Origin of the sequence: Kineosporia sp. A_224 (genome assembly GCF_002198655.1) — a bacterium.
GTDB lineage: Bacteria > Actinomycetota > Actinomycetes > Actinomycetales > Kineosporiaceae > R-H-3.
Genome location: NZ_MWLN01000041.1, coordinates 1 through 20,293, shown reverse-complemented (window position 1 = coordinate 20,293; position 20,293 = coordinate 1). Strand labels below are relative to the sequence as shown.

General features: G+C 74.7%; 20 protein-coding genes. 10 read left to right on the top strand and 10 right to left on the bottom strand.

Going from position 1 to position 20,293, the window contains the following annotated elements; translation table 11 throughout:
* Positions 1-2 precede the first annotated feature (2 nt).
* From EDJALFJO_RS03090 to EDJALFJO_RS03075, 4 genes are all read left to right on the top strand, one after another.
* Positions 3-1,241: an NAD(P)/FAD-dependent oxidoreductase gene (locus EDJALFJO_RS03090; RefSeq protein ID WP_088282110.1), complete on the top strand. Its 1,239-nt coding sequence runs from the start codon at positions 3-5 to the stop codon at positions 1,239-1,241.
* Positions 1,241-1,660 (top strand): DUF1641 domain-containing protein, encoded by a 420-nt coding sequence (locus EDJALFJO_RS03085; RefSeq protein ID WP_088282108.1) that lies wholly within the window; start codon positions 1,241-1,243, stop codon positions 1,658-1,660. The genes EDJALFJO_RS03090 and EDJALFJO_RS03085 overlap by 1 nt, the downstream gene beginning before the upstream one ends.
* Positions 1,661-1,665: 5 nt before the next feature.
* Positions 1,666-1,980 carry a TusE/DsrC/DsvC family sulfur relay protein gene (locus EDJALFJO_RS03080; protein ID WP_088282106.1) on the top strand — a complete coding sequence of 105 codons (315 nt, stop codon included), beginning with the start codon at positions 1,666-1,668 and terminating at the stop codon, positions 1,978-1,980.
* 87 nt (positions 1,981-2,067) lie between these two features.
* Positions 2,068-2,610: a DsrE/DsrF/DrsH-like family protein gene (locus tag EDJALFJO_RS03075; protein WP_088282104.1), complete on the top strand. Its 543-nt coding sequence runs from the start codon at positions 2,068-2,070 to the stop codon at positions 2,608-2,610.
* On the opposite strand, the gene EDJALFJO_RS03070 is transcribed toward EDJALFJO_RS03075, so the two are convergent.
* The gene (locus EDJALFJO_RS03070) at positions 2,603-3,634 is read right to left on the bottom strand and encodes a hypothetical protein (RefSeq protein ID WP_143448257.1); all 1,032 of its coding nucleotides are present in this window, start codon (positions 3,632-3,634) and stop codon (positions 2,603-2,605) included. The two genes, EDJALFJO_RS03075 and EDJALFJO_RS03070, sit on opposite strands and share 8 nt — an antisense overlap.
* Positions 3,635-3,775: 141 nt before the next feature.
* On the opposite strand from EDJALFJO_RS03070, the gene EDJALFJO_RS03065 reads away from it, so the two are divergent.
* Entirely contained in the window at positions 3,776-4,816 is a 1,041-nt protein-coding gene (locus EDJALFJO_RS03065) for a DUF4240 domain-containing protein (RefSeq protein ID WP_088282100.1), read from the top strand.
* Between the two features lie 7 nt (positions 4,817-4,823).
* On the opposite strand, the gene trmB is transcribed toward EDJALFJO_RS03065, so the two are convergent.
* From trmB to EDJALFJO_RS03050, 3 genes are all read right to left on the bottom strand, one after another.
* Positions 4,824-5,567, bottom strand: coding sequence for a tRNA (guanosine(46)-N7)-methyltransferase TrmB (trmB, locus tag EDJALFJO_RS03060; protein ID WP_233149653.1), 744 nt, complete (start codon positions 5,565-5,567; stop codon positions 4,824-4,826).
* A gap of 47 nt (positions 5,568-5,614) precedes the next feature.
* Positions 5,615-6,232 (bottom strand): TetR/AcrR family transcriptional regulator, encoded by a 618-nt coding sequence (locus tag EDJALFJO_RS03055; protein ID WP_088282096.1) that lies wholly within the window; start codon positions 6,230-6,232, stop codon positions 5,615-5,617.
* Positions 6,233-6,323: 91 nt separating this feature from the next.
* Positions 6,324-8,750: an FAD-dependent oxidoreductase gene (locus tag EDJALFJO_RS03050; RefSeq protein ID WP_088282094.1), complete on the bottom strand. Its 2,427-nt coding sequence runs from the start codon at positions 8,748-8,750 to the stop codon at positions 6,324-6,326.
* 144 nt (positions 8,751-8,894) lie between these two features.
* Between EDJALFJO_RS03050 and EDJALFJO_RS03045 the strand changes: the two genes are divergently transcribed.
* Complete coding sequence (locus EDJALFJO_RS03045; RefSeq protein ID WP_088282092.1) at positions 8,895-9,305, top strand: DoxX family protein; 411 nt, start codon at positions 8,895-8,897, stop codon at positions 9,303-9,305.
* On the opposite strand, the gene EDJALFJO_RS03040 is transcribed toward EDJALFJO_RS03045, so the two are convergent.
* Positions 9,302-10,168, bottom strand: coding sequence for an aldo/keto reductase (locus EDJALFJO_RS03040; RefSeq protein WP_088282090.1), 867 nt, complete (start codon positions 10,166-10,168; stop codon positions 9,302-9,304). The two genes, EDJALFJO_RS03045 and EDJALFJO_RS03040, sit on opposite strands and share 4 nt — an antisense overlap.
* A 136-nt stretch (positions 10,169-10,304) precedes the next feature.
* Here EDJALFJO_RS03040 and larC point away from each other — a divergent pair, with 136 nt between their 5' ends.
* Together larC and EDJALFJO_RS03030 are read left to right on the top strand one after the other, a co-directional pair.
* The gene (larC, locus tag EDJALFJO_RS03035; RefSeq protein ID WP_198949954.1) at positions 10,305-11,546 is read left to right on the top strand and encodes a nickel pincer cofactor biosynthesis protein LarC; all 1,242 of its coding nucleotides are present in this window, start codon (positions 10,305-10,307) and stop codon (positions 11,544-11,546) included.
* 4 nt (positions 11,547-11,550) lie between these two features.
* Positions 11,551-12,270 carry a VOC family protein gene (locus tag EDJALFJO_RS03030; protein ID WP_088282088.1) on the top strand — a complete coding sequence of 240 codons (720 nt, stop codon included), beginning with the start codon at positions 11,551-11,553 and terminating at the stop codon, positions 12,268-12,270.
* Between the two features lie 33 nt (positions 12,271-12,303).
* Here the strand turns inward: EDJALFJO_RS03030 and larB are convergent, their stop codons facing one another.
* A complete protein-coding gene (gene larB / locus EDJALFJO_RS03025; RefSeq protein ID WP_088282086.1) occupies positions 12,304-13,005 on the bottom strand; it encodes a nickel pincer cofactor biosynthesis protein LarB in 702 nt (233 codons plus the stop codon).
* Entirely contained in the window at positions 12,998-13,861 is an 864-nt protein-coding gene (locus EDJALFJO_RS03020; protein WP_143448260.1) for an ATP-dependent sacrificial sulfur transferase LarE, read from the bottom strand. The genes larB and EDJALFJO_RS03020 overlap by 8 nt, the downstream gene beginning before the upstream one ends.
* A gap of 125 nt (positions 13,862-13,986) precedes the next feature.
* Here EDJALFJO_RS03020 and EDJALFJO_RS03015 point away from each other — a divergent pair, with 125 nt between their 5' ends.
* Positions 13,987-14,658 carry a class I SAM-dependent methyltransferase gene (locus EDJALFJO_RS03015; protein ID WP_088282084.1) on the top strand — a complete coding sequence of 224 codons (672 nt, stop codon included), beginning with the start codon at positions 13,987-13,989 and terminating at the stop codon, positions 14,656-14,658.
* Here EDJALFJO_RS03015 and EDJALFJO_RS03010 read toward each other — a convergent pair.
* The 3 genes from EDJALFJO_RS03010 to EDJALFJO_RS03000 are packed head-to-tail and all read right to left on the bottom strand — an operon-like array spanning position 14,650 to position 18,651.
* Positions 14,650-15,345, bottom strand: coding sequence for a TetR/AcrR family transcriptional regulator (locus EDJALFJO_RS03010; protein ID WP_198949952.1), 696 nt, complete (start codon positions 15,343-15,345; stop codon positions 14,650-14,652). The genes EDJALFJO_RS03015 and EDJALFJO_RS03010 overlap by 9 nt on opposite strands.
* Before the next feature lie 19 nt (positions 15,346-15,364).
* Positions 15,365-17,041 (bottom strand): amidohydrolase, encoded by a 1,677-nt coding sequence (locus EDJALFJO_RS03005; protein WP_088282082.1) that lies wholly within the window; start codon positions 17,039-17,041, stop codon positions 15,365-15,367.
* 11 nt (positions 17,042-17,052) lie between these two features.
* On the bottom strand, positions 17,053-18,651 hold the full coding sequence (locus EDJALFJO_RS03000; protein ID WP_088282080.1) for an amidohydrolase: 1,599 nt from the start codon (positions 18,649-18,651) through the stop codon (positions 17,053-17,055).
* A gap of 155 nt (positions 18,652-18,806) precedes the next feature.
* Between EDJALFJO_RS03000 and EDJALFJO_RS02995 the strand changes: the two genes are divergently transcribed.
* On the top strand, positions 18,807-20,228 hold the full coding sequence (locus tag EDJALFJO_RS02995; RefSeq protein ID WP_088282078.1) for an amidase: 1,422 nt from the start codon (positions 18,807-18,809) through the stop codon (positions 20,226-20,228).
* The last annotated feature ends 65 nt before the right edge of the window (positions 20,229-20,293 follow it).

Sequence of the window (20,293 nt, the reverse complement as noted above, 5' to 3'; positions counted from 1 at the left end):
CCATGAAACGCCTTCTCGTACTGGGAGCCGGCACCGCCGGGACGATGGCGGTGAACAAGCTGCGCCCGAGGCTGCCCCGCGACGAGTGGACGATCACGGTCGTCGACGCCGCACAGACCCACTACTACCAGCCGGGCTACCTGTTCATCCCCTTCGGCATCTACCGCCCCGACGAGGTCACCCGACCGACCGAGACGTACATCCCGGACGGCGTCGACCTCGTCACCGGTGAGATCGACCGGGTCTTCCCGGACGAGAACGCGGTCGTCCTCATGGACGGCACCCGCCTCGGGTACGACTACCTCGTCATCGCCACCGGCACCTCGCCGCGGCCCGACCAGACGCCCGGCATGGACGAGGGCGAGTGGCGGGACAGCGTCCACGAGTTCTACACGTACGAAGGTGCCGTGGCGCTCGCCGAGAAGCTCAAGACCTGGCAGGGCGGCCGGCTCGTCGTCCAGATCGTCGAGATGCCGATCAAGTGCCCGGTCGCGCCGCTGGAGTTCACGTTCCTCGCGGACGCCTTCTTCACCGAGCAGGGCCTGCGCGACCAGGTGGAGATCACCTACGTCACCCCGCTCGAGGGCGCGTTCACCAAGCCGGTCTCGAGCAAGTACCTCGGCGACATGCTCGACGAGCGCAAGGTCGCCCTCGAGGCGGACTTCATGCTCGAGCGGATCGACCCCGACACGAAGACCCTCGTGTCGTACGACGAGCGCGAGATCGGTTTCGACCTGCTCGTCACGGTCCCGATCAACATGGGCGCCGACTACGTCGCGCGGTCGGGTCTGGGCAACGAGCTGAACTACGTGCCGGTCGACAAGCACACGCTGCTGTCCAAGGCGCACGACAACATCTTCGCCATCGGAGACGCGAGCGACATCCCGGCGTCCAAGGCGGGCTCGGTCGCGCACTTCTCGATGGACCTGTTCCCCGACAACTTCCTGCGCCACGTCGCGGGCCTGGAGATGACCGGCAAGTTCGACGGGCACGCGAACTGCTTCATCGAGACCGGCCACGGCAAGGGCCTGCTCATCGACTTCAACTACGAGACCGAACCCCTGCCCGGCAAGTACCCGCTGCCCGGGGTCGGCCCCTTCAGCCTCCTCAAGGAGACCGAGATGAACCACTGGGGCAAGGTGATGTTCCGGTGGATCTACTGGAACGTCCTGCTCCCGGGCAAGGAGCTGCCCGTCCCGGCCCTCATGTCGATGGCCGGCAAGCGACAGGAGGACGTGTGATGTCCGCTCCCGCAACGGTTCCCGCCACGATGCCGGACGACACGGCACGCCTGCTGCACGACGGCCTCGACGGCATCGCCGACCGGCTCGCCGGCATCGAGGAGACCCTGCACAGCGAACGTGAGGCCCGCGAACGCTGGCGCGACCTGCTCGCCGAGGTCACCTCGCTCACGGGCGCCGGCATGAACTCCCTGTCCGACGTCATGGCGACGGCGGAGACCCGCGGCTACTTCTCCGCCGCCCGCTACGGCGCGGGCGCCGTCGACCGCTTCGTCAGCACCCTCGACACCGCGCCGGCACCGGCGCCGTCCACCCTGGCCCTGCTCCGCAGGCTGCGGGACCCCCAGGTCCGCCGGGGGCTCGGCCGAGCCCTCGACCTCCTCGACGCCCTCGGCGCCGACAACACCGCGAAGGACTGAGCACGATGCCCGTCACGACCCTCAACGGCAAGTCCGTCCACGTCAACGAGGAAGGCTTCCTCACCGAGTACGACGAGTGGGACGAGTCCCTCGCGGCCGTGCTCGCCGAGCAGATCGGGATCCAGCTCACCGACGCGCACTGGAAGGTCATCCGCTTCCTGCGCGAGGACTTCAAGGCCCAGGGCGAGACCGCGACGACCCGCCGCGTGCAGCAGGTCGGCGGCGTGCCGGTCAAGGAGCAGTTCACGCTCTTCCCCAAGAAGCCCGGCAAGAAGATGTCCTACATCGCCGGCCTGCCCAAGCCGCACGGCTGCGTCTGAACTCCGCGCCCTGCCCAGCAGACCCGTTGCGCCGCAGGCGTACCGACCCGAACCTCGCGAACCCACAGCACCGGACGGAGCTCCGTCATGACCACCACCGACACCACCCCCGCCGAGCAGACCGCCCCCATCGTCCCCTCGTTCGGTGACGACGAGACGGACCGCAAGCTCGCCATCATCTGCTCCAAGGGCAACCTCGACATGGCCTACCCGGGCCTCATCCTCGGCAACGCCGCACTCGGCGAGGGCATCGAGACCCACCTGTTCTTCACTTTCTGGGGCTTCGACATGATCATGAAGTCCCGGATGCACGACCTGCAGTTCAGCCCGGCGGGCAACGCCGCCATGCACCTGCCCGGCAGCGACCGGCACATGCCGCAGGCGCTGGCCCCGGCGATGACCGGCATGGCGACGAAGATGCTCAAGAAGCAGATCGCGGACCTCGGCGTCCCCGAGGTGCCCGACTTCCTCGACCAGATCGTGGCCGCCGGCGGTCACCTGTGGGCGTGCCGGCTCTCCGCGGACATGATGAAGATCGCCGAGGAGGACCTCCGCGACGACGTCGAGGCGATCATCAGCGCCGCCGACTTCATCGAGAAGACCGAGGGCGCTCAGCTGCTCTTCATCTGAGGGCGGGCTCGCCGCGGCGCAGCCGCACCGTGCCGGCGTCCAGGTCGACGTCCGTCACGTGCAGCCCGGCGGCGTGCCAGGCCTTCGACTGCGCCGTCCGGTCGCCGGTCCACCAGTCCGGCGACCGGCGGGCCACGGCCGGCAGCCCGCCCGTCACCGCGGCGTCGACGTCCGCCAGGCGCAGCCGCACCGTGCCGCCACGGCGGGCGGCGAGCAGCGTGTAGAGCGGCGCGTACTTCCCGGTCGGCGGTCCCACGAGGGGCGGTGGGCCGCCGGCCGGGAGGCCGGTCGTCACGTCGGGCGCAGGACCGTCCGGTGCGTCGCCCTCGTCGGCGGCAGGCCCGACGAGCCGGACGACGGCCGCGGGCTCCCCGGGCGCCGCGTACGCCGCACGGGTCCGCGCGATGACCCCCTTGGCGGTCAGGGCGTTCCCGGCGGCCCCGACCGCGGCGCCGATGCCGAACGGCGCGAGCCGGCCGAGCACGAACAGGCCCTGCCGGGCACCGAAGCGCGTGAGCAGCCAGGTCTCCGCCGTGCGGTTGACGTCCTCGACGGCGGCATCGGGCAGGGCGGCGAGCCGGTGCCCCCACCCGTCGGTGCCGCCGTCCGCCCCCGCCGGCACGAGCCGCACCGCCTCGTCCCCCAGCAGGGCGAGCAGCAGGAGCGCCCGCCGTCGCGGCAGGTCGCTCACCTGGGCGCCGGCGACCTGCGCCGCCGCGAGCGTGAAGAGCGCCGTCCCGTCGAGGAAGGCGACCGTCTCGGCGACACTCAGCCCGACCGCGACGCCGGTCCCGACCCCCGGCACGGACGCGGCCCCGCCGACGACGGCGCCGGCTCCCGACGTCGTCGCCAGGTAGTGGCTCTCCAGCGCCGCGAGGAGCTGCGCGTCGGCGTCGGGCGCGCCGTCCTGCGCGGTCGCCGAGCGGACCTGCGCGACGTACGCGCGCAGGGCGCCGTCCTGGACGTCGATGGCCCGGTCGACCCACCCCGTCACGTGCTCGCGCACCGTCTGCCTGCCGAACATGACCACCACTCCCACCCCGCGTGATCGACTTCCAGCCAGGCGATTGAACCACGCGCCGCGGTCGCCTGGAACGGGTTCCGGGCAGCAGCCCCTCCCCGGCCGGCACCCGGACCGGCCGCAGGCGTGCCAGGATCCTGCGGCATGGACAGCAGCACCTTCTGGGACCTCGTCGACGCCAGCCGGGAGGGCACCGACGGCGACCTCGAGGCGCAGGGCGCGAACCTCGTCGCCCTGCTCGACGCGCTGCCACTGGCGGACGTCGCCGCGTTCGACGCCCGCCTCGGCGAGGCGAACCTCGCGCTGCACACCTGGGGCGTCGTCGGCGCCGGCACGGTGCTGCTCGGCCGGATGAGCGACGACGTGTTCACCGACCTCAGGACCTGGGTCGTCGCCCACGGGCGGGCCGTCCACGAACGCGTGCTCGCCGACCCGGACAGCCTCGCGGACGTCGACGCCGACGACGTGGAGTCGGTCGGACTGGCCGAGGAGGTCGCCTACGCGGCCCACCGCGCCTACGAGTCCCGGACCGGCCGCGACCTGCTCGACGACCACCCCGGCCAGGAGGCCGCGGAGCCGGCCGGGCCGCCCGCCGGGGAGTCGTTCGACCCCGGGGACGACGCCGAGCTGCGCCGGCGCTACCCGCGGCTGGCCGCGCGATGGCTCCCGGCGGCCGGTCCGCTGCCGGGCCGGCTGCCGCCGGGCGTGCAGGCCGCCGAGGAGGCCCTCGCCGAGCCGGACGGGCCGGACGAGGACGCCCGGCCGCCGGTCAGCCAGGTGCTCGCGGACGCGGTCGCCCGGCGCGGGCTCACCGTGACGTTCGCCAGCGAGACGTCGACCGATCCCCGGCACCGGGCGGCCCACCTGCTGACGACGCAGGGCCCGGCGCTGCTCGCGGAGGTCGAGACCGTCGCCGATGCCGGGGAGGCGGCCGACGTCGTCGCTCGGTCGCGGCACGAGCACACCACCAACCTCGGCGACGGCGAGCAGGTGCAGGACGTCGCCGGGCTCGGCGACGGCGCGTTCCGTCGCGTCGGGGACGGCATCACCCTCGTGCGGGCGCGCCGCGGGACGGTCGTCGTCGAGGTCCAGGTGTCGGTGTACCTGCCGGACCCGACGGTGCCCGCGCCGACCGCCGACGAGGTCGCCGGCCTGCTGCTCGACCGCTTCGCACCGACCGCCTGACGGGCGGTCAGACCGCGCGGCGGTGCGCGACGAGGTCGCGGACGACGTGCCCCTTGGCCAGGCCCTGGCTCTCGAACCGGGTCAGCGGCCGGCCGGCCGGTCGCGGCACGAACCCGGTCGGCCCGTCGGACCCGTTGCGCAGCAACGGCTCCGCCTCGACGACGGCGAGCATCTGCGCCGCGTACGGCTCCCAGTCCGTCGCGCAGTGCAGCCGGCCGCCGGGGTCCTGCGGCCCGTCGGTGCCGGCCGGACGCAACCGGGAGGCCACGAGCGCGACGAAAGCGGCGGTCACGAGCCGGCGCTTGTGGTGGCGCGCCTTGGGCCACGGGTCCGGGAAGAAGATCCGGACCTCGTCGAGGCCGCCGGCGGCGATCCGGTCCCGCAGCACCGGGACCGCGTCGCCGACGAGCACCCGGACGTTGGCCAGGCCGGCGTCGGCCGCGTCCCGCAGGAGCATCCCGGCACCGGCCCGGTGGACGTCGACCGCGAGCACGTCGCGGCCAGGGTCCGCCGCCGCCATCGCGACGGTGGCCTCGCCGCGGCCGAACCCGATCTCCAGGACGAGCGGCGCCCGGCGGCCGTAGAGGGCGGGCGGGTCGAGCGGGCCGCCGTCCGCGTCGACGCCGAGGCGCGGCCACAGGTCGGTGAGCGCAGCCTGCTGGCCGGCCCGGATCCGTCCCCGCAGCTTGAACGAGCGGACGGCGGGGTGCTGCCCGGTGTCGTCGACGACGGGCGGCAGGGGCTGGGGCACGGTCGGTCCTCGGAGGCTGTGGCGGACGGCGTCCCCATTCTGCCCGGTCAGGCGTCACCCTCGCGGGCGAGGAGACCGCGCTCCATGACCGCCCCGACCGTGAGCAGGAGGGCGACGAGGTCGTCGGGCGCGACCCGGAGGTCGTCGGGGCGGAACGCGAGGCTCACGACGCCGTCCCACATCCGCCACAGCGCGATCGCCGCCACCTCCGGGTCGAGCCCCGGGGCGACGGTGCCGTCGTCCAGCCCCTCGCGGACGAGTCCGGCCAGCCTGCCGTTCTGCTCCCGCACGAGCGCCACGACCTCCTGCCGCGCGGGAGCGTCCTGCGGCGGGAAGGCGAGCAGCCGGAACTCGTGCGGGCGCTCGATCGCGAAGGTCACGTAGGCCTCGGCGACCCGGCGCAGCCGCTCGGCCACGGTGCCGGTGCTCGCGTAGGCGGTGTCGAGGTAGGCACGGTTGGCCGACAGGGCCCGCTCCGCCACCGCCATGAGGACGGCGTCCCGGCCGCCGACCCGGTTGTAGATCGTCTGGACGGCGACGTCGGCGCGCTCCGCGACCGCCGCGAGCGTCACCGCCGCCGGGCCGCCCGCGGCGAGCAGGTCCGCGGCGGCGTCGACGACCGCGCGGGCGGTGGCCTCGCTCCGCCGGTCGGCGCGTGTCCCCATCCCGCCGAGTGTAAGCCTCTCCACAACTAGAGTGTCTTCCATTCTTGGAACGCATTCCATCCACACCGATCGGTGCACCACACGTCGACCCTCAGGCCCGGACCCGCTCGCCCGAGGGGTCGTAGAGCGGCCGGTCGTGACGGGTCACGGGGTAGCGGCGGTTCATCACCTCGACCTCGAACCCGTTCTCCCCCGACGCGTCCCGGAGCAGGGCGGCGGGCAGGTAGGCGCACAGCAGGCTGCGCCCCACAGTGTGCCCGTAGCCGGCGCTCCGGACGTTCGCGAGCGTGCCGGTCGGGGTGTGGACGACCATCTCCCCGCCGTGCAGCGTCACGTCGGCGTCGGTGCTGAACCAGCAGAGCCGCCGGTCGGTCCCCCCGTCCCGCAGCGCCTTCAGCGCCGGGCCGGCGAGCAGGCCGGGCTTGTCCGGCCGGACGGCGAACCCGAGCCCCGCCGCGTACGGGTCGACGTCCGCGGTGACGTCGACGGCCCAGGCGACGTACTGCTTCTCCAGCCGCAGCGACTCGACGGCGCGGTAGCCGACGTCGCGGATGCCGAAGGGGGCACCGGCGGCCAGCACCCGGTCGTAGGCGTCCCGGACGTACTCGGTCGGGATGTGCAGCTCCCAGCCGAGCTCGCCGACGTACGTCACCCGCAGCGCGAGCACCGGCGCCCACCCGACGTCGGTCCACCGGCCGGTCATGTACCGGAACGCGTTGCCGGAGAGGTCGTCCGAGCTGATCGACTGCAGGACCTCGCGCGACCTGGGGCCGCAGACGTTGAGCACGCCGTACGCGCTGGAGACGTCGTCGACGAGGACGCTGCCGTCGCCCGGCGCGTTCTGCAGCAGGAACGTCACGTCGTGCCGGCCGAAGGCGCTGCCGGTCACGAGGTAGAACCGGTCCGGGGCCAGCCGGGTCACGGTCACGTCGGCCTCGATGCCCCCGCGGACGTTGAGGAGCTGGGTGTAGACGACCCTGCCGACCTCGACGTCCAGGTCGTTGCCCGCGACCCTCTGCAGCAGGGCGAGGGCCCCGGGGCCGCGGACGAGGAACTTCGAGAACGAGCTCTGGTCGACGACCCCCACCGCCACCCGGACGGCCCGGTGCTCGGCCGCGACGTGCTCCCAGGCGTTGCTGCGGCCGAACGTCGGCGTCTCCTCGACCCCGACCTGCCCCGGGGCGAACCAGTTCGCCCGCTCGTAGCCGAACTTGTTGCCGAAGACCGCACCCCGCTCGCGGAGCCGGTCGTGGACGGCGCTGCGCCGCTGGCCGCGCGGCGGGATCCCCGCCCGGTTCGGGAACGCGATGTCGTAGTAGTGGCCGTAGGACTCGACGGCGGAGCGTTCCAGGACCGCGGGCACGTTCTGCGGGGCGCCGAACCGGCGCACGTCGAAGTGCCACAGGTCCAGGCCGGGGTCGCCGTCCACGACCCATGCCGCCATCGCCTCACCGGCCCCGCCCGCCGCCGCGATCCCCGCGGAGAACCCGCAGCAGTGGAAGAGGTTGTCGAGGTCCTCGGTGAGCCCCATGAGCGGCTCGGCGTCCGGGGAGAACGGGATCGGGCCGTTGACCCACGTGCGGATCCCCATGTCCGCGAAGGCCGGCACCCGGCGCGCGGCGGCCGCGGCGAGCGGCTCGAACCGCTCCTGGTCCGGGGCGAACAGCTCCGGACCGAGGTCCCTCGGGACGGTCCGCCAGCAGGCCTTCGTGCCGTCCTCCCAGCCGCCGACGACGAGCGAACCGGCCTCGGGCTTGAGGTAGATCCGGGCGTCGGGGTCCCGGAAGGTCGGCAGGTCGCGGGGCAGGTCGTCGGACTTCTCCGTGACGACGTACTGGTGCTCGACGGCGTTCACGGCGACGCTCACCCCCGCGAGCCGGGCGGTCTCCGCGCCCCACATCCCGGTGGCGTTGACGACGACGTCGCACTCGACGCGGCCCTGCTCGCTGAGGACCGCCGTGACGCGGCGTCCCCTGCGCTCGAACGACTCCACGCGGCAGCCCTGGACGACACGGACCCCGAGCGCGCGGGCGCCGGTGACGAACGCGTGCGTGAGCTGGCTCGGGTCGACGTACCCGTCGGACGGCGTCCAGGTCGCACCGTGGACGCCGTCGAGGTCCATGAGCGGGAACAGCGCCTGCGCCTGCGCCGGTGAGGCGAGGTGGACGTCGAACCCGAAGCTCTTGCCCTGGGTGAAGACCCGCTGGAGCTCCTCCCAGCGCGCCGCGCTCGACGCGACCCGCACCCCGCCGACCTCCCGCCAGCCGGTGGCGTAGCCGGTCTCCTGCTCGAGCGTCCGGTAGGTCTCGACGCTGCGGCGCATGAGCCGGGTCAGGCTGCTGCTGCTCCTCAGCTGGCCGACGAGGCCCGCGGCGTGCCACGTGCTGCCGTGGGTCAGGCTCGTCCGCTCGAGCAGGAGGACGTCGCTCCTGCCGCGCCGGGCGAGGTGGTAGGCGATGCTCGCGCCGATGACGCCGCCACCGACGACGACGACCTCGCTGCGGTCGGGGAGAGTCATCCGCGCCTCACTTCCGTGACAGGCCCCACCCTCGCCGATGATCCGGGGCGGAGCAACACCCGCCACGGCCCGCCCGAGCGCCGCGACGAGGAGGCCGGGACTACGCTCGTCCCTCCTGACCTGACACCTCGAGCGGAGCCCCGAATGTCCTTCCTCGACCGCCTCGGACGGATCGCCGTCGCCGCCCCCTTCGTCTGGCTCGGGGCCGAGGCGGCCGCCGACCCGGGCATCCGGGTCAAGCTGGCCGTCGATCTCGGCGTCCCGGAGGCGCTGGCGGACAAGGCCGTCCGCTTCAACGGCGCCGCGATGGTCGCCGGCGGCCTCGGCGTCGCGACCGGCATCCTGCCCCGGGCGGCCGCGCTCGGGCTCGTCGGCTCGATGGTGCCGACGACGCTCGCCGGGCACGCCTACTGGAAGGACACCGACCCGATGGCGCGCAAGATGAACCGGATCCACCTGCTGAAGAACGTCGGCCTCGTCGGTGCGGCGCTCGTCGTCGCCGCCGCGGCCGGCCGGCGCGGCGCGGACGGGGCGCGGCCGGGCCAGGAGGACTAGATCGTCATGTGCAGGAACGGCGAGGAGTACTCGTCGTCCCCGCCGAGCAGCGCCTCGGCGTCCTCGACCGGCATCCGGCCGCGCTCGGCGTCGACGATCATGCCGAGGAGCCGGACGTCACCGGCCGTCGCCAGGCCCGTGACCTCGTCGTGCGCGAGCACCCAGGAGACCGCGGCCCGGATCTTCTCCGCGGTGGCCAGCGGCTCGTACCAGGTCGAGTGGGTCTGCTCCGCACCGTCGGGCCAGTTGCGCCGGGAGACGGTCTTGATCGTCATGAGCCCGACGTCCTGGCGGCGCACCTCGGCGACGAGCGCCTCGTAGTTCTCCCGGTAGGCCGGGTCGCGCCAGAGCACCGCGTTGAGCGGGGTGAGCACCGTCGCGAACGGGAAGCGCCGCAACGCCTCCAGGTGCGTCGCGGCGGCCTGGTCCCCGTGCCCGGTGATGCCGATCTCCGCGACGAGCCCCTCCTCCTTGGCGCGGACGGCGGCCTCGATGGCGCCACCGGCCCCGAGGGCCCGGTCGAGGTCGTCGAGGTCACCGACGGCGTGCAGCTGGAGCAGGTCGAGCCGGTCGGTCTGCAGTCGCTCGAGGGAGCGGTTGATCGACGTCCAGGCCGCGTCACGGTCCCGGTCGCCGGTCTTCGTCGCGAGGAACACGTCCTTGCGGATGTCGGCCATCATCGGGCCGAGCCGCAGCTCCGCGTCCCCGTAGCTCGCGGCGACGTCGAGGTGGTTGATCCCGGCGGCGAGCGCCTCGCGCACCGAGGCGTCGGCGGTGTCCTGGTCGACGTCCCCCAGCGCCGCGGCCCCGTAGACGAGAACCGAGCTCGAGTGACCGGTCCTGCCCAGCCTGCGGTACTCCACGTCTGCCTCCTCGTGCTGCCGGTGGTGCGCGTGCTGCGGGGTGTCGCCCCTGAGTCTGTCAACGGCGGCCTGCGCTGTCATACCCGCAGGGCCCATGTGCACCGGTGCCCGGCGGTCCGCTCGCTAGGGTCGGCGCGTGACCTCGACGGCGCGGACGATCTGGCTCGACGTGTCCGCCGGCGTCGCGGGCGACATGCTCCTGGCCGCGCTCGTCGACCTGGGCGCGGACGTCGCTGCCGTCCGGGGCGCCGTCGATGCCGTCGTCCCCGCCACGCTCGCCCTCGACGTCTCGACCGTGCGCCGGGCCGGGCTGCGGGCCACGAAGGTCGACGTGCGGCTGCTCGACCCCGCGCAACCCCATCGTTCCTGGCGCGACGTCGACGCGCTGCTGTCCGAGGCCGCCGTCGCGCCCGCCGTCCGGGACCGCGCCCGGGCCGTCTTCCGCGCCCTCGCCGTCGCCGAGGCCCGGGCCCACGGCACGGAGCCGGACGACGTGCACTTCCACGAGGTCGGCGCGTGGGACAGCATCGCGGACGTCGTCGGCACCTGCGCGGCCCTCGGGACGCTCGACGTCGACCGGGTCGTCGTCGGGGAGATCGCGCTCGGTTCCGGCACGGTCCGAGGTGCCCACGGCGTCCTGCCGGTGCCCGGTCCGGCCGTCCTCGAGCTCGTGGCCGGGCACCAGGTCGTGGCGGGCGGCAGCGGTGAGCTCGCTACCCCCACCGGGGTCGCGCTCCTCGTGACCCTCGCCGACGACTGGGGGCCGCTGCCCGCGCTGCGCGTCGTCGGCACCGGCGTCGGCGCCGGCACCCGGGACCGCCCCGACCGCGCGAACGTCGTCCGCGCGGTGCTCGGCACAGCGGCCGACGCGGCCCGGCCGGCACCGGACGCCGCGGCCGTCGCCCTCGTCGAGACGACCGTCGACGACCTCGACCCGCGGGTCTGGCCGAGCGTCGTCGACGGGCTGCTCGCCGTCGGCGCGCTCGACGCGTGGATCACCCCGGTGCTCATGAAGAAGGGCCGGCCCGGGCACGTGCTGTCCGTGCTCGCGCCGCAGGCCGACGCGCCGGCCGTCCGGGACCTCGTGCTGCGCAGCACGTCCGCCCTCGGCGTCCGGGAGCACCTCGTCGTCCGCGAGACCCTCGACCGGTCCTGGTCCGACGTCGTGGTCGCCGGCGAGACGGTCGCGGTGAAGATCGGCCACCGCGACGGCCGGGTCGTCCACGTGTCACCGGAGTTCGACGCCGCCTCGGCCGCTGCGGCCGCGACCGGGCTGCCCGTCCGAGAGGTGCTCGAACGGGCCGCTGCAGCGGCGGTGGGCGCCGGCCTCACGCCGGGAGCAACGGTGCCGGACGACGCCCGGCCGCACCTACGGTAGGTCCATGTACCTGGAGAACCTCGTCGTGGACGCCGTCGACCCCCGTCGGGTGGGGCGGTTCTGGGAGGCGGCGCTCGGCGGCGAGACGCTGACCGACGAGCCCGAGGGCTTCGAGACCCGGCTCACGGTCGAGGGCGGGCCGGTCCTCGACGTGTGCTTCCAGCGGGTCCCCGACCTGCCGTCCGAGCAGCCGCGGCTCCACCTGGACCTCCTGGGCGGGGAGCAGCAGGCCCAGATGGTCGACCGGCTGCTGGGGCTCGGGGCGCGGCACCTCGACATCGGCCAGCACGACGTCCCGTGGGTCGTTCTCGCCGACCCGGAGGGGAACCCCTTCTGCGTCATGGAGGAACGGGAGGCGTACGCCGGGACCGGGCCGGTCGCGGCACTCCCGTTCGACGGCGCCGACCCGGACCGGGACGCCGCCTTCTGGTCCTGGCTCACCGGCTGGGTGGACGCGGACGGCGTCGCGCCCCGCACCCTGCGCCACCCGTCGCTGCGCGGCCCCCTCCTCGAGCTCTGCCCGGAGCCGGTCCCCAAGGGCCCGGCCAAGAACCGGCTGCACCTCGACGTCCGGCTCGACGCGGGAGAGGACCCCGACGAGGTCGCGGCGGGCATCGCCGCGCGCGGCGGCCGCGCGCTCCCCGCGCTCGCGCCCGGCCTGCCGTGGCGCCTCTACGCGGACCCGTCGGGCAACGAGTTCTGCATGCTGCCGGCGCGCACCTGACGCGCACCTGACGCGCACCTGACGCGCAACAGGTCACGGGGCCGCGATCTGCGCCGCGAGATGCCCTGCGCCGTACCCGTTGTCGATGTTGACGACGCCGATCCCGGGCGCGCAGGCGTTGAGCATCGTCAGCAGGGCGGCGATGCCGCCGAACGACGCGCCGTACCCCACGGATGTCGGCACCGCGACGACCGGGGCGGCGACGAGGCCGGCGACGACGCCGGGCAGGGCGCCGTCCATCCCCGCGACGACGACGACCGCCCGCGCGGCGCGCAGCGTGCCCAGGTGCCGGGTGATCCGGTGCAGGCCGGCCACCCCGACGTCGACGACGAGGTCGGTGGCCCGGCCGAGGTAGCCCGCGGTGAGCGCGGCCTCGTGCGCGACGGGCAGGTCGGAGGTGCCGGCGGCCACGACGACGACCCGGCCGCCGGTCGGCGCCGGCGGCTGCGGCGGCCAGGCGACGAGGCGGGCCTGCGGCTCCCACCGCGCGTCGGGCAGCACGTCGAGGACGGCGCGGGCGTGCTCGTCGGACGCCCGGGTGAAGAGCGCGACCGGCGGCACGCCGTCTGTCGCGCCGGCCCGGTCCCGCAGCGCGGCCGCGACGATGCGCACCTGGTCCGGCGTCTTCGGCTCGCAGTACACGGCTTCCGGGTAGCCGCGACGGGTCGCACGGTCGTGGTCGAGGTCGGCGACCAGGGCCAGCTCCGCGAGCGCGTCGTCGACCGGCTCAGCCACGCCCGACCGCCACGAGCGGCAGCGTGAACGCCCCGGACTGGATCCCGGCGAGGTCGAGCGCGACGAACCGGAACCCGGCCGCGCGGACGGCGTCCAGCACCTGCGTGCGCAACGGTTCGGCCACCGCGGTCACGAGGTCCGCCGCGGCGACCTCGACCCGGGCGACGTCACCGTGGTGACGCACCCGGCAGTCCGCGAACCCGAGGCCGCGCAGCCCGGCCTCCGCGACCTCGACCTGCCGCAGCTTCGCCGGGTCGACGACCTCGTGGTGCGGGATCCGGGAGGCCAGGCAGGGCGCCGCGGGCTTGTCGGCGCACGGCAGCCGCAGCGCCCGGGCGATCTCGCGGACCGCAGCCTTGTCGAGCCGCGCGTCCGCGAGCGGCCGCAGGACGCCGTGCTCCCCCGCCGCGAGCGACCCGGGCCGGTCCGGGCGCCGGGCGTCGTCGGCGTTCTCCCCGTAGGCGACCGCCTGCAGGTCGTGCCGCACCGCGACCGACTCCTCGATCCGGGTGAAGAGCTCGTCCTTGCAGTGGTAGCAACGGTCGGGGCCGTTGGCCCGGTACGCCGCCCGCTCGCCCTCCCGGGTCTCCACCTCGACGACCGGCACCCCGACGAAGGCCGCGACGGCGTGCGCCGCGAGCCGCTCGTCCGCCGCGAGGCTCGGGGACACCCCGAGGACGGCGACCACCCGGGCCGCGCCGAGCGCCCGGACGGCGAGCGCGAGCAGCACGGAGGAGTCCACCCCGCCCGAGAAGGCCACCCCGAGCCGGCCTGCCGGCCGGGCCGCTGTGCGCAGAGCGGCACCGACGTCGTCCGCCTGGCCGGTCCGCGCGCCGAGGTCGGCACCGGCGTCCATCTGCTCGGGGGTGTCCACGCAGCCACCGTAGTAGCGGTCCCGGGCGACGGCAGCGCGTGCCGGGCGGCCGGCCCGCCGGCGGCCCGGCTGCTGGCCGAGGCGTCGGATCCGCGGTAGCAAGGGGCATGACGCAGAGCGAGGACGACGTCGCGGCGGTCTACGACGCGGCCGCCGACCTCTACGCCGACATGTTCCCTTCGACGGACCCCGAGCAGCCGGTCGACCTCGCGATGGTCGACCACTTCTGCGCGCTGCTGGCAGCGGACGGTGCCGTCGGCCCGGACGGGCCGGAGGTTCTCGACGCCGGCTGCGGCGCCGGGCGGATGCTCCCCGTCCTGGCGGCGGCCGGCTGCCGGGCGGTCGGGGCGGACCTCTCGCCGGAGATGGTCCGACGGGCCCGGCAGGACCATCCGGGCTTCGAGACCCGGGTCGGCAGCCTCACGGCGCTGCCGTACCCGGACGGGAGCTTCGACGGCGTCCTCTCCTGGTACTCGACGATCCACACGCCGCACGAGCGCCTCGACGCCGCTCTGGCCGAGATCCGTCGCGTGCTGCGCCCCCGCGGCCTCGTCCTCGTCGCGTTCCAGGCCGGGGAGGGCTCCCGGGACGTCGCGCAGGGCATGCGCCGGCTCGGGCTCGAGGTCGTCCTCGTGCGACACCACCGCACGCCGGAGCAGATGGCGGAAGCGCTGCGCGACAACGGCTTCGAGGAGGTCGCCCGGCTCGTGCGCGCACCGGTGCCACCGGAGGCCGACGACCAGGCCGCCCTCGTGGCCCGGCGGACGTCGTCAGGGTGAGCGCGGCGCCCGCGCGACCAGCCCCTCGATGAACGTGTCGATCATGACGCCGAAGATCTGCTCGCCGTCCTCGAGGTGCGCGGCCCGCTGCTCGGCGGGCGTCACCCCGGCGCCCGGCGTGCGGGGGCGGGTGTAGTAGCTGCGGCCCATCTCGAGCTCGAACGCCTGCGTCTTCACGGGCAGGGCGAGCACGTCCGCCGTCATGACGATGTGCCCCAGGGTCATCTCGGCGAGCGCCCGCGCGTTGGCGATCGCGGTGTCCTGGTCGTACCCGAGCTCGGCCATGTTCGCGAGCATGTGCGCGACGCTCGCCGCCTCCGCGGCCCCGCCGGTGAACCGGGACGCCACGGCCCGCGCGAGGCCCGGGCGCCGCAGGTACGAGCGACGCAGGGTCCAGCACATCCGGCGCAGGTTCTCGACCGGGGCGTCACCCTCGACGTAGGAGTTCATCGACTCCTCGAGCATGACGTCGGCCATGGCGAGGAGCAGCTCGTCCTTGTTGCGGAAGTGCCGGTAGACCGCGCTCGGGTCCGCGTCGAGCTCGCGGCCGAGCCTGCTCATGGTGATCTCGTTCATGTCGTCGGCGTCGACGACCCGGAACGCCGCCTCGAGGATGAGCTCGCGGGACAGGAAGTTCCGGACCCCGGTCTGCTTGCCGCCGGTCCTGCTGCCGGTCCTGCCGCTCACGGCAGCCGGCCCGGTCGCGTCATCGGCCGGCACCGCCGAACACGCACTCCCCGTCGACGTACGTCGCGACCACCGTCGCCGCGGCGATCTCGCCGGCCGGGCCGGCGAACGGGTCCCGGTCGAGGACGGCGAGGTCGGCGGCGACCCCGGGCTCGAGCCGCCCCGTCCGCCCGGGCAGCCCGTTGAGCCGCGCGGTGCCAGCCGTGTACGCGGTCAGCGCGACCGCCAGCGGGAGGGCCTGCTCGGCGTGGAGCGGCTCGGTGGCGTCCTCGGCGTCCGGCACCCGCCGGTTCACCGCGACGTGGATGCCGTCGAGCGGGTCGGCGCTGCTCACGGGCCAGTCGCTGCCACCCGCCAGGGTCGCGCCGGCGCGCAGCAGGTCGCCGAACGGGTACTGCCACGAGGCCCGCCGCTCCCCGAGGAACGGGATCGTCAGCTCGTCCATCTGGTGCTCGTGGGCCGCCCACAGCGCCTGGATGTTCGCCGTGGCACCGACCTGCGCGAAACGCGCGACGTCGTCCGGGTGCACGACCTGCAGGTGCGCGAGGTGGTGCTCCGCCCCGCCCGGCCCGTTCGCCGCGCGGGCCGCCTCGACGGCATCGAGGGCGTGCCGGACGGCGCGGTCGCCGAGCGCGTGGAAGTGCACCTGGAAGCCCGCGGCGTCGAGCCGGGTCACGTACTCCCGCAGGCCCACCGGGTCCACGAAGTCGAGACCGGTGTTGTCCGTGCCGCACCCGCAGTCGTCGAGGTACGGCTCGAGCATCGCCGCCGTGAAGTTCTCGGCGACGCCGTCGAGCATGATCTTCACGGACGTCGGCCGGAACCGGTCGGTCCCGCCGTCCCCGCGGCGTTCGACGAGGTCGGCGATCTGGTCGCTGCTGCGGTTGCGGTCCCACCAGAGCGCGCCGACGACCGACGCGCGCAGGTCACCGGACGCCGCGGCGGCGCGGTAGAGCGGCAGCAGGTCGGACTGCCCGAACATCTCGCCGACCGCGGCGTCCTGCCAGGACGTCACGCCGAGCGAGAACAGGTGCTCCTGGGCGGCGAGCAGCCCCAGCCGCTGGTCGGCCGCCGTGACCGTCGGGAGCAGCCGCTCGACGAGGTGCATGGCGCCCTCGTGGAGGGTGCCCTGCGGGGAGCCGTCCGGCTCCCGCTCGATCCGGCCGTCGGCCGGGTCCGGGGTCGTGGCCGTGATGCCGGCCAGCTCGAGGGCCCGGGTGTTGACCCAGGCCCCGTGGCCGTCCCGGTTCGGCAGGAAGGCGGGGCGGTCCGGGACGACGGCGTCGAGCATGCCCCGGGTCGGCGTCCCCGCCGGGAAGTGCTCGAGCGACCAGCCGCCGCCGGTGACCCACGGCAGGCCCGGGTTGGCCGCCGCGTACTCCGCGACGACCGCCAGGGTCTCCGCCGCGGACCCGCAGTGGTGGACGTCGCAGCGGAGCATGTCGACCCCGGCGGCCACGGGGTGGACGTGCGCGTCCTGGAACCCGGGCACGAGCAGCCCGCCGCGCAGGTCGACGACCTCGGTGCGCGGCCCGCGCAGCGCGAGGACCTCGTCGTCGCTGCCGACCGCGACGACCCGGCCACCTGCGACGGCGACCGCCCCGGGCCGGGACGCGGACAGGCCCGCGGTGAACAGGGCACCGGAGACGAGGACGGTGTCGGCGAACGATGCGGACGTCGGCGATGCGGAAGTCATTGCGTCACAACCTACTCGGCGCGGTGGACGACGTCGCCGCCGACCACGGTGAGACGGACGGGAAGGTCCACGACGTCCTCGGGGGAGCAGAGCGCGGGGTCGTCGCCCCAGGCGACGAGGTCCGCGGGCGCGCCGACCCGGAGCATGCCGCCGTCCCCGCCGTCGACCCGCGCGGCCTCCAGCGTGTACCCGGTGAGCGCCTCGAGCCCGGTGAGCGGGCGGCTCGCGCCGATCGGACGCCGGTCCTCGACGTCCGGGGCGAACCGCCGCTGCGCGGCGAACAGGCCGAGCCGCGGGTCGAAGGGGGCGACGGGCCAGTCCGAGCCGAGGACGACGGTCGCGCCGCTCGCCCCGATGTCCCCCGACGGCATGGCGTGCCGGCACCGGTGCGCGCCGAGCCGTTGCGACCACGGGTCCACCATCTCCGCGCCGATCCAGCGCAGGTGGATCGGCTGCATGGACGCCGCCACCCCTTCGGCGGCGAACCGCGCGACGGTCGCGGGCGGAGCGGCCTCGACGTGCTCGATCCGGTGCCGCCCGGAGGATCCCGGGAACGTCGCGTACGCGTCGAGCACCTCCCGGACGGCACGGTCGCCGATGGCGTGCGTCGCGATCCGGAACCCCTTGTCGTGGAAGCGCCGCAGCGTCCGGCGGAAGTGATCGACGTCCGGCCACATCGGGTCGGTGCCGTCGCCGTGGGTGTCCGGCTCCTCGAGCCACGCCGTCCCGGTGTCGATGACGCCGTCGAGCATGAACTTCACCGCGGCGGCGGACCACCGCGCGCCGGTCAGGTCGCGACGGGCCACGATGTCGGCGAGCGCGTCCTCGTCGTCCGCCGGGTCGACCCACGAGTGCAGGCAGACCCGCAGCCCGAGCAGGCCCTCCGCCTCGAGCGCCTCGAGCGCGGCGATCGTCTCCCGGCCGCCGTCCATCTGGTGGATCCCGGTGATGCCGACGGCGTTCTGCGCCCGGATCGCCTCGGCGTACCAGCCGAGCTTGTCCGCCTCGGAGGGCTCGGGGACGACGTCCCACACGGTGCGGATCGCCGCCATCTCCCGCAGCTCCCCCGTCGGGCGGCCTTCGTCGTCGACGACGACGAAGGCCCCGTCGGAGAAGTCGCGCGACCCGGTGACGCCCGCGATGCGCAGCGCCTCGGCGTTGGCGAACGCCGTGTGCATGTCGAGGGAGTTGACGAGCATCGGCCCGGGCCCGGCGGCCTCGTCGACGAGCGTGTGGTGGAACTCGCGGCCCTCGAGGGCCGCGTACTCGAAGGCGTAGCCCCGCAGCCACTCCCCGGGGCCGATCCGGGCCCGCTCGGCGCGCAGCACGGCCCGGACGTCGTCGAGCGTCGCCACCCGGTCGAAGCTCGCACCGCGGGCCACCTGGGCGCCCATGAGGAGGTGCTGGTGCCCGTCGACGATCCCGGGCGTGACGTTCCAGCCGGCACCGGAGAGCACGCGGGTCGTGCCGTCGCAGACGTCGCGGACGTCGGCGGCGTCGCCGACGGCCACCAGGACGCCGTCCTTGACGGCGAGGGCGGTGGCGCTGGGGCGCTCGGGGTCCAGGGTGCGGATCCGGACGTCGACGAGCGCGAGGTCTGCGGCGGTCATGGCGGTCCTCCGGTCGGGAGACGTGAACGTAACCCGGTCGGCACCTGTTCGGCAACGGTCTTGTCAAGGGTATTGACGCACGCCCGGGGCCGCCCTACGGTCCCCGGAACGTCACCAGACGGCGACGCGGCCGGACGACGCAGGAGGAGCCTCCCGTGAGCGACCTGCACTACCTCGGTGCCACCGAGGTGCTCCGCGCCTTCCGCGCCCGTGAGCTGTCCCCGGTCGAGGTGCTCGACGCCGTCAACGCCCGCGCCGACGCCGTCGAGCCCACCGTCAACGCCCTCCTCGAGCGCGACCACGAGGACTTCCGCGCCGCGGCCGTGGCCGCCGAGCGGCGCTACGGCGGCACCGGCGAGCCGCCCCGTGCGCTCGAGGGCCTGCCGGTCGCGCTCAAGGAGGAGCAGCCGATCCGCGGCCGCTCCCTGCGCTTCGGGTCGCGTCTCACCGAGGGCTACGTGGCCGACGAGACGCACCCGGTCGCCGAGCGCGTCCTCGCCGCCGGGGCCGTCGTGCACGCCCGCACGACGACCCCGGAGTTCAGCTGCGCCGGCTTCACCCACAGCGACCTGTGGGGCGTCACCCGCAACCCGTGGAACCCGGACTTCACCCCGGGCGGGTCGTCCGGCGGCTCCGGCGCCGCGCTCGCCGCAGGCACCGCCTACCTCGCGAGCGGCTCCGACATCGGCGGCTCGATCCGCATCCCCGCGTCGTTCTGCGGCGTCGTCGGCTTCAAGGCCCCCTACGGCCGCGTCCCGGCGCTGCCGCCGTTCAACCTCGACGTCTACTGCCACGACGGCGCGATGGGCCGCACCGTCGCGGACGTCGCGCTCTTCCACAACGTCATCCAGGGGCAGCACCGGGCCGACCATGTGTCGCTGCCCGCGGTACCGATCCCGGGCGACCTCGGCGACGTCCGGGGCCTGCGGGTCGCGCTCGCCGTGACCCTCGGCGACTTCGCCGTCGAGCCGGAGGTCGAGGCGAACACGCGAGCCTTCGCCGACGCCCTGAAGGCCGCCGGTGCCGTCGTCGAGGAGGTGCGCGTCCCGATCTCGCTCGAGGCGCTCACCGAGGCGGCGCTCGTCCACTACGGCGCCGTCATGGGCCCGTCGATGGCCGAGGTCGCCGACGCGGACGACCCCCGCTTCATGGCGTACACCCGGCAGTTCCTCGCGCTCTCGAGCGCCGCGTTCGCCCGCACCGGCACCTACGCCGGCATGACGGCCGAGTCGGCCGTGCACCTCGCGCTCGCCGAGGTCTTCGAGGGCCACGACGCCCTCGTCTGCCCGACGGTCGGCGGCCTGGGGTTCGAGGCGGGCAACGAGTACCCGGGCGGGATCGACGTCGCGGGAAGGCATCTCGACCTCTACATCTTCGCCGCGCTCACCCCGGTCTTCAACGTCGCGAGCCGGCACCCGGTGCTCAACGTGCCGTCGGGCCGGGCCTCGAACGGCGTCCCGACGGGCGTGCAGGTCGTCGCCCGCCCCTACGACGACGTCACCGCCTTCCACGTGGGCGCGGCCGCCGAGCGCGAGCTCGGGCTCTGGGCCGATCCCGCCTGGCGCCCCGCCCTGTAGCCGCTCCGCAGCCCGCCCGCCTCGAACCCCAGGCCGCCGACCGTCGGGCAGACGAGGGCGTCGTG